Origin of the sequence: Schlesneria sphaerica (assembly GCF_044336245.1) — a bacterium.
In the GTDB taxonomy this organism is placed as follows: domain Bacteria; phylum Planctomycetota; class Planctomycetia; order Planctomycetales; family Planctomycetaceae; genus Schlesneria; species Schlesneria sphaerica.
The window spans coordinates 1,175,515-1,189,984 of record NZ_CP172346.1 but is presented as its reverse complement, the minus strand read 5'-3'; the positions used below and the strand labels follow the sequence as shown (position 1 = coordinate 1,189,984).

The following is a 14,470-nucleotide window of genomic DNA, read 5'->3' as shown; positions in this document are numbered from 1 at the left end:
TCAGGTTTGGTTGAGTTCGCGGAGGACACACGCCACCGCCTGTCATGCCTGTGATTCGTCGCTCTGTGCCTCTTCGTCTTCGATGTGCTGCGGCAGTTCCCCGCGCCGCACGTTCATTTCTCGGGGAGCATCGATCCCGAGGCGCACAGTGTTGGGCCCGATGCGCACCACGGTGATCGTGATGTCTGGGCCGATGTGGATCTTTTCACTGGGCTTTCTGCTGAGCACTAACATTTGGTTTCCCTTCCGTGGGTTGTCTGTGTCTGCGCGTACCTTCCACGCAGACTTTTTGGACATGTGTGAGAAATGGGCGCCGCCTGAGTCGAACAGGCTTTGGTTTCTTGAATTCTTACGGGGTGGTTATCCGGCTCTTTTTCCGTTACCGGGAACACCGATTCCTCCCACCTACCGCCAACCCACGATTCACCGAGCCGAAGCCAAGTGGTCGCAGGGCACACCGTTGTGCATCGCGCCCGTCGATCTGGGTCTTTCCCCCTGATCAGTAGAGCCACCCTGCGATGCCACGCTGGGAGTATTGGCTGACAGTACCGCTGTCAGTCGTTTGCTCGTGAGTGGCGACTGTCGACTCGGTCGCGGAAACACTTGCAATAGGGGATGTCAGATTCGAACTGACGACCTTTTGGTTATGAGCCAAACGAGCTACCAGGCTGCTCTAATCCCCGCTGTAACCGGCTTTGAAAACCGCGACTGAATCCATGTCGCCTCGCCGCCGGTCAGGAGCTGCTGTCGCTCCGACATCCGTGATTCCATAATTCGTTGTCAGTGTTTGATTCGCCAGAGGAACAGAATTCCGATCGCGTCGAGCAACATCCACACTGCCATGGCGATGAGGGCGATTTTCATCGGAGAGTCCTTTCTTCGCGGGCGTGATAACCCGAAGTGCGGTACGAAGATTTGCGTAACTTTTGGCGAAGCTGGAAGAACTGTCTTGATTTGCTGCAGACGCAGCGGAATGATGGCGGCGTCACGGAGTTGACTGCGTTTCCGCCACGGACGCTTTAAGAGTCCTCGTCCAACCCGGCCACGGGCAGCGATGCGAGGTATTTCAGATAGTCGGCTCCCAAGACCCTCACTCGTCCGCCATCTTTGCGGACTACGAGTCCCCGGCGTCGCATCTCTGACACACCGCTTCGTGTCGTCCCCAGCCGCTCGATGAATCCCTCCATAGAGAATGACTCACCAGCTTCAACATAGCCGGTCGCGGCAGACGCCTTGCGGTTGCCCGACTGCTTTCGAGCTTTCGTTGCTTTCTGGATCGACTTGATCTGTCCTGGGGTTCTGGTCGACGTGACCATTTTTTACCTCCGGTGTGTTGCGGTTGTCCGTTGCGTGTGTGAGGAGAGTTTACAAATAAACGCCTTTGAAGCAAGCGACAAAGGCTATGTCGCACAACATGGATTGCGCCATAGCACACACAGAACGGACAAAACGTTTGTCGTGCATTAGACTTGCGTTTCGCAATTTTTTTCAGATTTTTTTTGAGAACAGCGATGCCCAAGAAATGGAATGTGATGGGTCGAGACGAGTTCGACCAAATCGTAAAAACCGTGCACGAGACTCACTCGGTTCTCACTGCGATCACAAGTCGTTTAGTGCAATACAACTTAGAAGAATTCTTGGCCCCATGGTCCGCTAAGTCGGTCGATCATCTTGCGGCGGTGGCCTCGTTCGCAACCACGTTGCTGGCCGACATTGACAATCAGGGGCTGGCGAAGAAGTTCAACACAGAATCCCGAACCGAGCGGGAAAAGAAGCGTGCTGCGAAGACAACCCAAGCTCGCCGCGAACGCAGTTCAAACGCCCGCAAAAAAGGCGGTTAAGAAGACCACGAAGAAGAAGGGCCCCCTATGAGCAGTCGCGTGACCGAACTGAGCCAGCCACAGCTTTCCAGAACAGTGGAATCTTTGATGGATTCAGCGGCTTGCCTGACGTCTGTACTGCAGCGAATGGTGCAAGATGACGTGGACATGATTCACGTCCGGGGATCCGATCGCCTTTTTCAGATCGCACAGGAGCTGGCCGAACTGTCGAAGGGGATCGAACAGGATTCCCGATCGACGCTGCCACTGAGAAGGCTTTGAGGTCTCCATGATCAGAGATCAAGGAGTGATTAACGAGACGCTCGTGGGAAGGTTAACTCTCGCGTTAATCGTCACTTCCAGCTCATCGAGCCTGCACTGCCTGCCCGCAACGACAAAACAGGGCATCAATCGAGATTTGAATATGACAGGATCGCCTTCGATGTAAAATCCATTTTCTGGAGCGGCTTTCGATGCCCGGTATTCGCTTTCAGCTTCCATTGTATGTCTTCCTATTAAAGGACTTTTCCGGAGCGGTCTTTCTTTCAGGCGGAGAGCACCTGTTCCTACCTCTTTTCACCTCACTTGAGGATGCGAAACTTTACCGAAAACTCAGTCGAGTTGAATGTCAAATTGCGATCATAGACACCCTTGAATCGCTCAGGCTGTTTATCACGGCGCCACCATCTCGCACAGGACCGGACAGTGACACTCAATTCATTGTCACGTTCGATCCGATTGCCGACAGCGTCTCAGACATACCTGGATTTCCAAAAGACGTTTTTCTACGTGATCTTAGAGCATGAAAAACAAAATCACCGTCTACGTGATGGACTACGGTCGCGACAAGTTCCTTCTGCAGTGGAAGGACCCCGTTACCGGAAAGCGAAAGTCGCAGACCAGTCAATTTTCGACGAAAGCCAAGGCCACGAAGGAGGCTGGTCAGCTTGAGGAGTCTCTGAACAACCGATTACCGACCGGAACCGGTTCGATAGCCTGGGGGCACTTTGTTGAAGAGTACACGGAAAAGCATCTCCAGTCCCTGAAAAAAACATCACAGGACCGCGCGGAAGGAGTGCTGTCGGTCTTCGAAGCAAAGGCGTCGCCCAGGTTCCTGCGAAACGTCACGGGGTCGGTCCTGTCGAGTTACTGCGCGACGCTGCGAGCGAACGGCCTTTCTGAAGCCACAATCGCCACACACATGAGAACGCTCCGTGCAGCTCTGCAATGGGCCTTGGATGCGGGTCACATCAAAGAGATACCACCCATCCCCAAAATCGCCCGCGCCCGAAAGAAGCGAGCCAAGGGACGGCCACTGACAGACGCTGAATTCTACAAGTTCGTCGGTGCAATCCAGGACGTCCCTTCGATCTCGCTCAAAGCGAGAGAGAGCTGGTGTCGCCTTCTAATCGGGATCTGGTACTCGGGACTGCGACTGGGTGAAGCCCTGGCCCTGACCTGGGGGAAGGTTGGTCGCCATGAAACAGCACTTTGGATCGACATGACGGGAGAATTTCCCCTGATGGGAATTGTCGCCGAGTCGGAAAAGGGGTTTGAGGATCGCCTGCTACCACTCACGCCAGATTTCGGCCGATGGTTGCTCCGCGTTCCAGAAGAGAAGCGACATGGGTGGGTGTTCCCAATCACGAAGCACCGTTACCCGGATGTCCGGAATATTCGGTCTGTGAGCAAAGTGATCACTCAGATCGGAGCAGCCTCTGGAATCACCGTGAACTCACAAGGTAAGTTCGCCTCAGCCCACGACCTGAGACGCAGCTTCGGGCTTCGGTGGTCCCACAAATCCTTCCCAGCAGAACACAAGGAATTGATGCGGCACGCCAGCATCCAGACCACCGAGGACTATTACGCATTGCACGAAGCCACTTCCTTCGCCAAGCGACTTTGGGCGGCAGATGCTGCCGATCGTACAACAAAGCGTACAACAGCCCAAAACCTGTCTGATGACGATAAAAAGAAAAACCCCTGAAAAATCAGGGGTTTTTCTAAAGGCTCCGGTCGGAGTCGAACCGACGATGACGGATTTGCAATCCGCTGCCTTAGCCACTTGGCTACGGAGCCGACGAGTGATTCTATCGACGAAAGTGGCGGATGAGTTGAGCCGGATGGTTCACTTTTCAGAAAAAACCGCTCAATGTTCATAGCCCTCGCAGTCGGCATCGGAAATGTAGCGTCGAGGATCCGACCCGTCAAATGCCTGACGCGGGAAATGCTCGTTCCTGGCAAATCTCACCTGTGCCTTCCACCTAAAACTCGATCGAGTCAGACATTGCGATGAGAGGGCTGTCGGGGAGCCTGGGGGCCATTCCGACGCCCGTCGTAATCTTCAATATGCGACGATGTCTGCAGATGTTCAGTGCAGCAAGCCGGCCAGAAAAGGGGTCGCCGTCGGTTTGTAAATCCGTGCTCGAGAAGATCGCCAAGAATCTGTCTTGGGCGGCCAGGATCGGCCGATTTTGCCTTGTCGTCGTCCGGTCGGAGGGGCGCGAGCCGCTTTCGCAGCGGGCCGGAGACGCAATTGCCAGAACTCGCGCCGCTTGCTTCAAATTCGGTGAGCCGCGTACGTCCGCAACTCGGGTAAAAGTAGAAACGCGGGGTGGAAGACGCCTCCGGTCGCGACTAGCCGGACTCTCTTCGTAAGCAGACACCTGCGTCTCATCAGAAGGGCCCGAGGATCGCGCTGGCAGGCCGATCCTCGGGCCGATTGCTGACTTCCGGAAGTCTGAGAGCCGGGTTTACTTAGCCGCTTTGCGCTCGGTATTCGGAAGGAACACCGCCAGCAGGCCGAACAAGGGGAGGTAGGAACAGATATGGTAAACAGATTCGATGCCGATCTGGTCTGCGAGCCAGCCCAGGACCGCCGCACCCAACCCCGCCATGCCAAAAGCGAAGCCGAAGAACAGACCCGCGATCATCCCCACTCGTCCGGGAACCAACTCCTGGGCGTAAACCATCATGGCCGTGAAGGCGGAGGCCATGATCAATCCAATGGGGATCGTCAGCAACACGGTCCAGAACAGATTCGCGTACGGAAGCAGGAGGGTGAACGGAAAAATTCCCAGGATTGAAAACCAAATGACCGTTCGGAAACCGAGCCGATCGCCGATGGGGCCTCCACCAATCGTTCCGGCGGCAACCGATCCAAGAAAGACAAAGAGGTAGATCTGTGCTGTCGCGACGGGGATGTCAAACTTATACATCAGATAGAAGGTGTAATAGTTGCTGAGGCTCACGAGATAGAAGTACTTCGAGAACAAGAGCAGCATCAGAATGACGAGAGCGCTGATCACACGGCCTCGCGATAACTGAGATTCGGTATTGTGAGCGTTCTTCTTGGGGTTGGCCCTGTGTTCTGCCAGCCGGACCCCGTACCACTTGCCGATGTTTGTCAACAGGGCCATTGCCGTGAGGGCACCAATCGAGAACCACGAAATACTGAACTGCCCTTTCGGAACGACGATAAACGCGGCCAAGAGTGGTCCGAGCGAGGACCCGAAGTTACCGCCGAGTTGAAAGAGAGCCTGTGCGAACCCATATCGTCCTCCCGAAGCCAACCTCGCAATTCGAGACGCTTCCGGGTGGAAGATCGAGGATCCCAGTCCAACCATTCCGGCAGCAAGCAGAATCGTGGCAAAGCTGTTCGCGATCGCCAGCAAGTTTAACCCGAGCAAAGTGAATCCCATCCCGAAGGCAAGCGAGTAGGGGGCGGGATGACGGTCCGTGTAGAGGCCGACGAGAGGTTGAAGGATTGAGGCGGTCAACTGAAACGTGAACGTGATCATCCCGATCTGAAAGAAGCTCAACGAGTAAGTCTCTTTCAGCAGTGGGTAGACGGCAGGAATCAGCGACTGCATCACATCGTTCAACATGTGCGACAGACTGAGACTGATCAGAATCGCAAGTGCTGTCGTCGGCGCGGACTGCTCTCGTTCGGGGATTGTGGCGTCAGTCGGATTGATGGTGATCGGCGTCTGCAATACCGACCCAGTGGGAGACTCGTCTTTCAGAATAGCACCTGCGGTGTCATGAGTATTTTTCTGTCTGCTGCTGGTGGATAAGATTCGTGGGGCAGCCAATCGCTGTCAAATGAGCACAATTAATCCTAACGCAGAGCTCAGGAGGCAATTCGTGACGGAAACTCGAATTCGAACCAGAGAAAACGGGCCCTTAGTGATCACCGGCCCAGTCACTCTGGTTGACCACAAGGGACAACCATTCGATGTCTCGGGTTCGGAGAATATCGCTTTGTGCCGGTGCGGTTCCTCCCGGCGACGCCCCTTTTGTGACGGCACGCATCGAACCACCGGTTTTCAGGCGGCAGAACTCGCGCCGGCGCCCGAAGCACAATAGTCGTTTCCGTCTCGTTCCCATGATCGTAGGACGAGTCCTGCTGTCAGGCCACCCCGCAAAAGTGCGTCGAACTCCAACATTCGGCTCGGGACGTGAACTCCTGTTCTTGTCGTGCGCAATTTGACGAAATGGGGACATCTCACGCATTGAGTGTTCTTGCCAACTGGGCCGCGATGTTCGAAGATTGCCGTGCTTGCACGACCGGTTTTGAAACTGCTTATCAACGAGACAATTCATGAACTGGAAAAGCCTGTTGAAATTGCTTGCCGTCATCCTGGCCGTCTCATTGAACGAGTGCCGGGCGGAAGAGGCCCACCGCAGCCCACTGGCTCTGGCGATCTCTCCCGATGGCACCGTCTTGATGACCGCAAACCAGTCATCAGGGACAGTGACTCTGGTTGACGTGACCGGGCAGCGTGTGCTCAGCGAGCTTCCAGTCGGTCGCCATCCCTTCGATGTGGTCTGGGTAAGTGATTCGTTCGCACTCGTCAGCCTGTTACATGACGATGCGGTGGCGGTCGTGAAGCGGGACGGTTCAGCGATCAGTCTTTTCAAGAAGTTTGCCGTGGGGGACGAACCGTCTGGTTTAGCCATGCTGCCTGACCGTAGCCGCGTATTTGTGGCCTTAGGTGGTGAAGATCAAGTTGCGGCGATTCAGGTAGAAGCCTTGATTTCGGCTGACTCACGCCACGAAGAGGTGGCCCAGGACCGACCGGTTTCACGAATTGACGTTGGCGGAATTCCCCGGACACTCGCGGTTTCTCCGGACGGGCGGTGGCTCGTTACGTTCTGTTCCGTTCCCTGCGAGGCGTTCGTGCACGATACCGCGACGCTGAACCAGATCAGTGCTCGCAAGATTTTCGATGGCGGCTTTAACCCCGGCAAACCTGTGATCACGGCGGACTCGCAACTCGTGCTGTTGCCGAGTGCCATCAACCGTGCGTTTTCGGTGACGGCAGGGATGATTGACATCGGCTGGGTGATTGACAACCGCCTGACGAAACTACCACTACCGGACGGAGAACCAGGTGATCAGAAGCAACTTGGCCTGGATATTCGCGGCAAGGCTGTGGGAGATGCAAACGCCGTCGCGCTGAGTCCTGATGGAAAGTACATCGCAGTGACGTGCGGTGGAACTCATGAGTTACTCGTACTGGAGTATCCCTCCATCCCCTGGCCCTCAGGTGATCCGGGCGATTTCCTGCCTGAAGTCTTGCGAAAAGATCCCTCTCGCTATCGACGGATTCCGCTCGGAGGTCGCCCTGTCGACGTTCAATTCCTGGACCAGCGACGTGTCATCGTTGCGAATCACCTTGGCGATTCCCTGCAGGTGGTGGATCTCGAGGCGGACCAGGTTGAGAATATCTCGCTGGGGGCGCCTGCGGAGATCAGTCTCGTCCGCCGGGGTGAGATCGCGTTCTACGACGCCAACTGGTCGATGCACTCCTGGTTCAGCTGTCATACTTGCCATACAGATGGTCACACTTCGGGGCAGGTGTTCGATACGCGAAACGATCGAACCTATGGCACCCCCAAGCTGATCCCCACGTTACGGGGGGTGGCAGAGACTGGGCCTTGGACCTGGCACGGCTGGCAGACAGATCTGAAAGACGCGATGCGCCGTTCCCTGATTGAAAGCATGAGTACCGAGCGGGAAATTGCTGACGAAGACGTGGCAGGGCTGGCTGCATACCTCAGCAGTGTGAGTCACCCGGAAAATCCCCGGGCCAATCACGATTCACCTGCCATCACCTTGGGACGCCAGCTGTTTGAAGGCCGGGCGGGCTGCGTACAGTGCCATTCGGGAAACAACTTTACGACACATGAGACCTTTGACGGTGCGGTTATCGACCCCAAGGATGCGAATAAGCTCTACAACCCGCCGTCACTGCGCGGGGTATCAGCTCGCCGGCGCTTCTTGCATACCGGAAAGGCGAGATCACTCGAACAGGTCCTGAAACAGTACCATCGACCTGAGGATGTCGTCGGTGAAGCACTCAATGACGAGGAAGTCACCGCGTTGGTCGAGTATTTGAAAACGCTGTAGTCAACGGCTTATCTGGCTGTGATTTCGCCCCCCGGCTTGACGGAGTTGTTCGCTGGTCGTCATGATTGGACAACTCTGCTTCGCCAGAGCCGTCGAAATTTTGCGGCGATTTTGATCAAGCTGGCAACAGTTCTTGTTCTGAGAGTTGCAAGGCGGATTAAGCCTCTCACCCCTTCACATCTCTTCCCTCGCGAAGTTCGGGTCAATCGACCGTGACCTTGAAATTCGCACTGGGTAACTCCATATGGATAATCCGTATTGATTAATGGAGTAGAGAATTCGGCTTTGCCGAACGAGTGCGGGTGGATGAGCCAGAGTCATCATCGAGTCATCTGTGAAGCGGTATCAGGAGGAGAACGTATCGATGTTAAAGCGTCTTGTTGCAGGAATGCTGGCTGTACTGCCCACATTGCTTTGTTTCACACTTCACGGAGCAGAAGCGTCCAAAGTTATGAAGATCACCACGATTGAAGGCATCAGTGAATACCGACTTGAGAACGGTCTGAAAGTCCTTTTATTTCCCGACCCATCGAAGCCGACAGTCACTGTCAATCTCACCGTTTTTGTGGGATCTCGCCATGAAGGATATGGCGAGGCAGGAATGGCACATCTGCTGGAACATATGCTGTTCAAGGGAACTCCGGATCATCCGAGTGTCCCCAAGGCGCTCCAGGCTCGCGGAGCCCAGTTCAACGGTACAACGTGGCTTGATCGCACGAACTATTACGAAACTCTTCCTGCCAACGATGACAACCTCGAGTTCGCGATTCGCCTCGAAGCGGATCGAATGATCAACAGTCATGTCAAGGGCGAAGATCTGACCTCGGAAATGACGGTCGTCCGGAATGAGTTTGAGCGGGGAGAAAATAACCCCCACAGCATTCTGGGTCAGCGGATCATGAGTGCCGCGTTCAACTGGCATAACTACGGTCAGGCGACGATCGGTAATCGTGCAGACATTGAGCGTGTTCCCGTCGAAAATCTTCGCGCGTTCTATCAGAAATACTATCAGCCAGATAACGCGATCTTGATCATCGCGGGAAGGTTCGAAGAGGCTCAGGCGCTGGAATACGTGGGGAAATACTTCGGGGCCATTCCGAAGCCTGAACGGAAACTCGATCAGACGTACACGGAAGAGCCACCCCAGGATGGCGAGCGGACGGTCACGCTTCGTCGCGTGGGTGACGTCAGCGTCGTGGGAGCTGTCTATCACATCCCGTCAGGTGGACATCCCGATTTCGCTGCGATCGATGTTCTGGAATCGGTCCTGACGATGACTCCGTCGGGTCGGCTGTACAAAGCCCTTGTCGAACAGAAGAAAGCAGCCAGTGTCTCCGGCGCCGCGTACGCTCTACACGATCCCGGTGTCTTGCGATTTATGGCGGAAGTGGCCAGTGGCAATACCCCTGAATCGGTGCTCGACGGACTGTTGGACACGCTTCAGTCGGTCATTGATCAAGGGGTCAAAGAAGAAGAAGTCGAACGCGCCAAGCAGCGATTGATGAAACAGCGTGAGCAAGAGGCGTCAGACTCTCAGCAGTTGGCCATTCACCTGAGCGAGTGGGCTGCACAAGGGGACTGGAGACTTTACTTCATCTACCGCGACCGTCTGGAACAGGTTACGGTAAAGGATGTCAACACTGTTGCCCGCGCCTACCTCCAGCCCAACAACCGAACTGTTGGGATCTACTACCCGACGAAAGAGGCCGAGCGGACCGTGATTCCGTCTTCGCCAAATCTGGCAGAGATGATTGGTGATTACCAGGGGCGGTCTGATACGTCTGCCGGAGAAGCGTTTGATGTGGATCCCGCCAAGATCGAGGCTCGTACGAAACGGACTTCGATCGATGGAATCAAGGTCGCACTTCTCCCCAAGAAGACACGCGGTAATACCGTCTTCCTGCGGTTGAACCTTCGATATGGCGATGAACGGTCGCTGTTCGGGCTGGGGAAAGTCGCCGAGTTCCTGCCGTCGATGATGACAAAGGGAACGAAGCAACTGACACGGCAACAGTTGCAGGATCAGCTGGATAAGAATCTGGCCTCACTTGGCTCTTCCGGCTCGGCAGGCGATGCGACGTTTGTGATTCAAACCAAACGCAATAATCTTCCTGCGGTGATTGAACTGCTGCGACAAGTTCTGCGAGAACCGGTCTTTCCCGCCGCTGAACTCGATATCCTCAAGCAAGGGCATCGGGCCGATCTTGAACAGGGACTGACCAATCCACAGGACCTGGCACTGAAGGGAGTGAGACGTGCCCTGAATCCGTACCCCGTCGGCGATGTGCGCTACTATCCGACAGGCGAAGAAGAAATCGCTCTGACAGACGAAGTCGATATCCCCGCCGTCAAGAAGCTGTACTCCGATTTCCTCGGTTCGCATGCCGGGCAATTGGTTGTGGTTGGTGACTTCGATGAAGAAGAAACCATGAAAGCTTTGACGGGGATGCTGAAGGGGTGGAAGGCGAAGCAACCTTATGAGCGAATCGCTCGCACCAGCGATGTCGAAGTCAAGGCCGAGGTCATCAAGATCCTGACTCCCGATAAGGCGAACGCCTTTTACTTCGCGGGAGGAGTGCTGCCCCTGCGAGATGACAACCCGGACTATCCCGCCCTGCTGATTGGCAACTACGTCTTCGGTGCAGGTGCTTTGTCTTCTCGGTTGGGTGATCGGATTCGGCAGAAGGAAGGTCTCTCCTATGGCGTGGGATCGTCGCTTGCGGCGAGCTCTCTCGATACGCGAGCGACCATCACGATGTACGCGATCTATAATCCTGCGAATCTTGAAAAGATCGTGTCGGGGATTCACGAAGAACTGGAGCGACTTCTGAAAGAAGGGGTTACTCAGAAAGAACTGGATGATGCCCGGCGTGGTTTCCTTCAGAGTCAGGAAGTGATGCGGACAGAGGACGCCAGACTGGCTCAGATTCTCGAGTCGACTCTCCTTGCCGACCGAACCATGGAGTACTACAAGACTCTTGAGTCGCGCATCAGCGAACTGACACCAGAAACAGTCCTTGAGACACTAAAGAAGCATATCGATCCGAAGTCGATTCTCACGGTGGTTGCAGGGGACTGGGAGGCGGCGAAGAAGAACGCCAAGTAACAGCTTGTTCTCCACCGCCGGAATAATCTTGTGCTCAGGTTCAATCGAATCTGGTCACTAAAACGGTGGGGGGAGCGATTCGGATCGAGTCGCGTAGGCCGGGTGCCGCCGAGTTGGGCAGGCACCCGGTTGTGCCGAACTCATGCATGGACAGAGAAACGTTGCTCTCGTTCTGGAGGCAGGGCAGGGTACCTGAAATCGATCTGAACGAGCGCCCCTTCGCATTGCATGATTACGCAGCAAGAGACACACTCAACGGATGAGGCGTACGGGCGAATGTTCGTGCGGCCGGGCAGTTTCCCCATACTGTCGTCTGCAACCATCGGATTGGGACGCACCTGATTTTCGGATAAAAGTTACTATGAAACGACGCTCACACATTCATAATTCGTCTCTTCGCGCCGGATTCACGCTGACGGAAGTGCTGCTCGTGCTGGCGATCCTCGGTGTCATCGCAGCCATGGTCATCCCGAACCTGATCGGTCAGCAGAAGGTCGCGATGATTCGGCAGACAAAAGTGAACATTTCCGGGTTTGAGCAGATCGCAAAGCAATATGCCATTGCCCACGACGGAGATTTCCCACCTGACGTCAATGCAATGCTTTCTCCTGGTCAGAGCGCGGATGGTAAGCCGCTCGCCCCATTCGCTGAAAAAATCCCCCGTGATGCCTGGAATCAAGCTCTCAATTACCAGTACCCGAACAGCAAGTCCTCGGTGGACAAACCCGCAATCTGGTCGTCGGGACCGAACAAGCAAAACGAAGACGGCTCGGGCGACGACATCAATAACTGGTCCGAATAGTCTGACGATTTGCGGTTGGACACACTATCCGTGCAGGATTCGTTGCCCGACCCGAATTTGACGAACAGCAGACAAGCCCATGTGCAGGTTATTCCGGAGGAATCCGGATCATCTGCACATGGGCTTTTTTCATTGCGTTTGACTTCCTGTGAGAGCGTCCCAAACGCGAACTGCTCTGGTGCAAGTCGCGTTTGTCGCAGTCGCATCCCTGTGAGTTCGCTGTCATGAGCACCCGCTATCGTTATCGTCTGCCCAAGCAAGGGGCGCGATCGACGGTAAAAGCATCGCTTGACGAAGCAGAAAATATTTCTGAATCGTCCGTCGATTCTGACGTTTTTCTTCGACTAAATGAGCAGGGATCCCATGCACTCGGGACGGACGTTACCCAGTCCTCCACTGTGCGGGACGATGAGATCGATGGCCTGAGGGATGACTGGAAGCGGGGAATTTCGCTTGGCTCGCCTTCAATCTGGCCGCGATCCGATGCGTCTCAACGATCCCGGTTGAACCTGGAAACGTCTTTCATTTCAGTCGAGGAAAAGAACATGAGCAGTAGTGTCCAGCCAATCCCAAAAGGTCGTGCAAGTCTGATTCCGCACATCGTGTGTGCCGGCGCTGCCGAGGCAATCGAGTTCTACAAGAAAGCGTTCGACGCGAAAGAACTCAGCCGCATGTCCTCTCCGGATGGTCGCCTGATGCACGCAGAACTGGAAATCGGCGGAAGCGTCGTATTCCTGGCGGATGACTTCCCGGAATACTGTAATGGGAAGTCAGAATCCCCTCTGTCACTGAAAGGAACTCCCGTCACGCTGCATCGCTACGTTCCCGACTGTGACGTGGCGATTGCCCAAGCGGAAAAAGCGGGGGCAACAGTCCTCATGCACCCAGAGAACATGTTCTGGGGCGACCGTTATGGTGTGATCGTCGATCCATTCGGGCACAAATGGTCACTGGCAACGCATCAGCAGGATCTCACCCCGGAACAAGTTCGTGCCGGAATGTTCGAGGCCTTCGCACAGGCACCTCAGGCGCCCGCTTCGACCTGATGTATCTCGCCGGGATATCTGAGAGAGGGCCGAGCGGATTTTGACTTGCTGCCGCAGGCTTTCCGCTCGTGCTCTTTCCAGTCCTGCATGCCTGCTGGTATTAATCAAAGGGGCATCGTTGGAATCACGGACAATTCACTGCATCCTGCGATCGACACGTGAATATGTGGCTCAGCCGTTTATGGTATTCTGAGGCCGCACCTTGTGTCACCGGTCCAGGAGTTCACGGCATGGCAGTTGGTAGTGATTTTACACGCGTTAAAGTGGGTGTCGTGGGGCTTGGTCGTTTTGGTCGACTCCACGCACTGACGCTGTCCGGATTAGCCGAAGCAGAACTGGTCGCTGTCGTGGCCCGTCGGCAGGAGCGTCTCGATCAGCTTCGCGGCGAGTTGCCCCAGGTACCAGGATGGCTTGATCTGGATCGCGCCATCGCCGAATCGGGGGCGGAGGCGTGGGTTGTCGCGTGTTCCACGAGCGAACATGTTTCAGTCACGAAGCGACTTTTACAAGCGGGGCGAACTGTTCTGCTGGAAAAGCCGATTTCATCAGATCTGTCAGAGGCGGAAAGCCTGATTCCTTACGTTAAGCCCAATTCTGCCAATTTAATGCTGGGGCACATTCTGCTCTTCAACAGCGAATTTCGGCAGCTGCGTGATGAAGTCCATCAGCGGGGGAAGCCGGCCTATATTGATAGCGTCCGTCATCGGCCCGCCTCGATCGTGAAAGATTTTCCGGGCGAGAACCCTCTGGTCGCAGCCATGATCCATGACTTGTACTCGGCTCAGGTACTGATGAATTCCGAGGAGCCGTCACGGTTTACGTGCCAGTTTCACCGAACTCCCGAAGGTGCCATTGATCTGGCATTGGCTCAATTGCAGTGGCCGAGTGGCACTCTGGCATCCATGGTCGCATCGTATCTCACCCCCGGTGGTATGGCGCCGCGAGGGTTTGATCGATTGGAAGTCTTTGGCAGCGGCTGGGTGGCGCGGATTTCCCCCAATCCCCGTCCCATTGAAGTCTGGGACGATCGGGCACACTGGCCGATGGCTCTGGAGATCCGAACTGATACCACAGGTCCGACGGGGATGATGGCAGAAGAACTGCGCTGTTTCTGTCGGGTTGCCGGCGGCAGAGAAGCCGTTCCTGCAGGAGCCACTTTTGAGGACGGGCTGCAGGTGCAGCGCTGGATGCACAATCTGGAAGCCGCGGGACTTTCTCGGGGGTGACTTCAGGTGGCACGTTGGCGACAGGAAAAGGTTTGAACACTTAAAAAAACACCGC

General features: G+C 55.4%; 12 protein-coding genes and 2 tRNA genes. 9 read left to right on the top strand and 5 right to left on the bottom strand.

The features are described from left to right. Nucleotides 1-42: 42 nt before the first annotated feature. The 3 genes from ACGY09_RS04480 to ACGY09_RS04470 form a co-directional block, all read right to left on the bottom strand. Entirely contained in the window at nt 43-234 is a 192-nt protein-coding gene (locus ACGY09_RS04480; protein WP_397570614.1) for a carbon storage regulator, read from the bottom strand. 375 nt (nt 235-609) lie between these two features. Beyond that, a tRNA-Met gene (locus ACGY09_RS04475) sits at nt 610-683 on the bottom strand. A 336-nt stretch (nt 684-1,019) separates the two neighbouring features. Then, a complete protein-coding gene (locus ACGY09_RS04470; protein WP_397570613.1) occupies nt 1,020-1,316 on the bottom strand; it encodes a hypothetical protein in 297 nt (98 codons plus the stop codon). Nucleotides 1,317-1,511: 195 nt separating this feature from the next. On the opposite strand from ACGY09_RS04470, the gene ACGY09_RS04465 reads away from it, so the two are divergent. From ACGY09_RS04465 to ACGY09_RS04455, 3 genes are all read left to right on the top strand, one after another. Further along, a complete protein-coding gene (locus tag ACGY09_RS04465; protein WP_397570612.1) occupies nt 1,512-1,841 on the top strand; it encodes a hypothetical protein in 330 nt (109 codons plus the stop codon). 27 nt (nt 1,842-1,868) lie between these two features. Then, the gene (locus ACGY09_RS04460; RefSeq protein WP_397570611.1) at nt 1,869-2,102 is read left to right on the top strand and encodes a hypothetical protein; all 234 of its coding nucleotides are present in this window, start codon (nt 1,869-1,871) and stop codon (nt 2,100-2,102) included. Nucleotides 2,103-2,622: 520 nt separating this feature from the next. Next, on the top strand, nt 2,623-3,807 hold the full coding sequence (locus tag ACGY09_RS04455; protein ID WP_397570610.1) for a tyrosine-type recombinase/integrase: 1,185 nt from the start codon (nt 2,623-2,625) through the stop codon (nt 3,805-3,807). Between the two features lie 20 nt (nt 3,808-3,827). Here ACGY09_RS04455 and ACGY09_RS04450 read toward each other — a convergent pair. After that, nucleotides 3,828-3,899: transfer RNA gene (locus tag ACGY09_RS04450), tRNA-Cys, on the bottom strand. 674 nt (nt 3,900-4,573) lie between these two features. Beyond that, a complete protein-coding gene (locus ACGY09_RS04445; protein ID WP_397570609.1) occupies nt 4,574-5,815 on the bottom strand; it encodes an MFS transporter in 1,242 nt (413 codons plus the stop codon). Nucleotides 5,816-5,924: 109 nt separating this feature from the next. On the opposite strand from ACGY09_RS04445, the gene ACGY09_RS04440 reads away from it, so the two are divergent. The 6 genes from ACGY09_RS04440 to ACGY09_RS04415 all read left to right on the top strand — a co-directional run bounded on the left by ACGY09_RS04440 (nt 5,925) and on the right by ACGY09_RS04415 (nt 14,415). Next, nucleotides 5,925-6,188, top strand: a complete 264-nt coding sequence (locus tag ACGY09_RS04440) for a CDGSH iron-sulfur domain-containing protein (protein WP_373651392.1) — start codon at nt 5,925-5,927, stop codon at nt 6,186-6,188. 235 nt (nt 6,189-6,423) lie between these two features. Continuing rightward, entirely contained in the window at nt 6,424-8,235 is a 1,812-nt protein-coding gene (locus tag ACGY09_RS04435; protein WP_397570608.1) for a c-type cytochrome, read from the top strand. Between the two features lie 364 nt (nt 8,236-8,599). Further along, nucleotides 8,600-11,341, top strand: coding sequence for a M16 family metallopeptidase (locus ACGY09_RS04430; protein ID WP_373651394.1), 2,742 nt, complete (start codon nt 8,600-8,602; stop codon nt 11,339-11,341). A 361-nt stretch (nt 11,342-11,702) separates the two neighbouring features. Beyond that, nucleotides 11,703-12,143, top strand: coding sequence for a type II secretion system protein GspG (locus ACGY09_RS04425; protein WP_373651395.1), 441 nt, complete (start codon nt 11,703-11,705; stop codon nt 12,141-12,143). A 545-nt stretch (nt 12,144-12,688) separates the two neighbouring features. Continuing rightward, nucleotides 12,689-13,189, top strand: coding sequence for a VOC family protein (locus tag ACGY09_RS04420; protein WP_373651396.1), 501 nt, complete (start codon nt 12,689-12,691; stop codon nt 13,187-13,189). Nucleotides 13,190-13,419: 230 nt separating this feature from the next. Beyond that, nucleotides 13,420-14,415 carry a Gfo/Idh/MocA family protein gene (locus ACGY09_RS04415; RefSeq protein WP_373651397.1) on the top strand — a complete coding sequence of 332 codons (996 nt, stop codon included), beginning with the start codon at nt 13,420-13,422 and terminating at the stop codon, nt 14,413-14,415. Nucleotides 14,416-14,470: the final 55 nt, after the last annotated feature.

Bases quoted from the DNA above. Each gene is read 5' to 3' on its own strand.
- ACGY09_RS04480 (WP_397570614.1), bottom strand. From the start codon at position 234: ATGTTAGTGCTCAGCAGAAAGCCCAGTGAAAAGATCCACATCGGCCCA.
- ACGY09_RS04470 (WP_397570613.1), bottom strand. From the start codon at position 1,316: ATGGTCACGTCGACCAGAACCCCAGGACAGATCAAGTCGATCCAGAAA.
- ACGY09_RS04465 (WP_397570612.1), top strand. From the start codon at position 1,512: ATGCCCAAGAAATGGAATGTGATGGGTCGAGACGAGTTCGACCAAATC.
- ACGY09_RS04460 (WP_397570611.1), top strand. From the start codon at position 1,869: ATGAGCAGTCGCGTGACCGAACTGAGCCAGCCACAGCTTTCCAGAACA.
- ACGY09_RS04455 (WP_397570610.1), top strand. From the start codon at position 2,623: ATGAAAAACAAAATCACCGTCTACGTGATGGACTACGGTCGCGACAAG.
- ACGY09_RS04440 (WP_373651392.1), top strand. From the start codon at position 5,925: ATGAGCACAATTAATCCTAACGCAGAGCTCAGGAGGCAATTCGTGACG.
- ACGY09_RS04435 (WP_397570608.1), top strand. From the start codon at position 6,424: ATGAACTGGAAAAGCCTGTTGAAATTGCTTGCCGTCATCCTGGCCGTC.
- ACGY09_RS04430 (WP_373651394.1), top strand. From the start codon at position 8,600: ATGTTAAAGCGTCTTGTTGCAGGAATGCTGGCTGTACTGCCCACATTG.
- ACGY09_RS04425 (WP_373651395.1), top strand. From the start codon at position 11,703: ATGAAACGACGCTCACACATTCATAATTCGTCTCTTCGCGCCGGATTC.
- ACGY09_RS04420 (WP_373651396.1), top strand. From the start codon at position 12,689: ATGAGCAGTAGTGTCCAGCCAATCCCAAAAGGTCGTGCAAGTCTGATT.
- ACGY09_RS04415 (WP_373651397.1), top strand. From the start codon at position 13,420: ATGGCAGTTGGTAGTGATTTTACACGCGTTAAAGTGGGTGTCGTGGGG.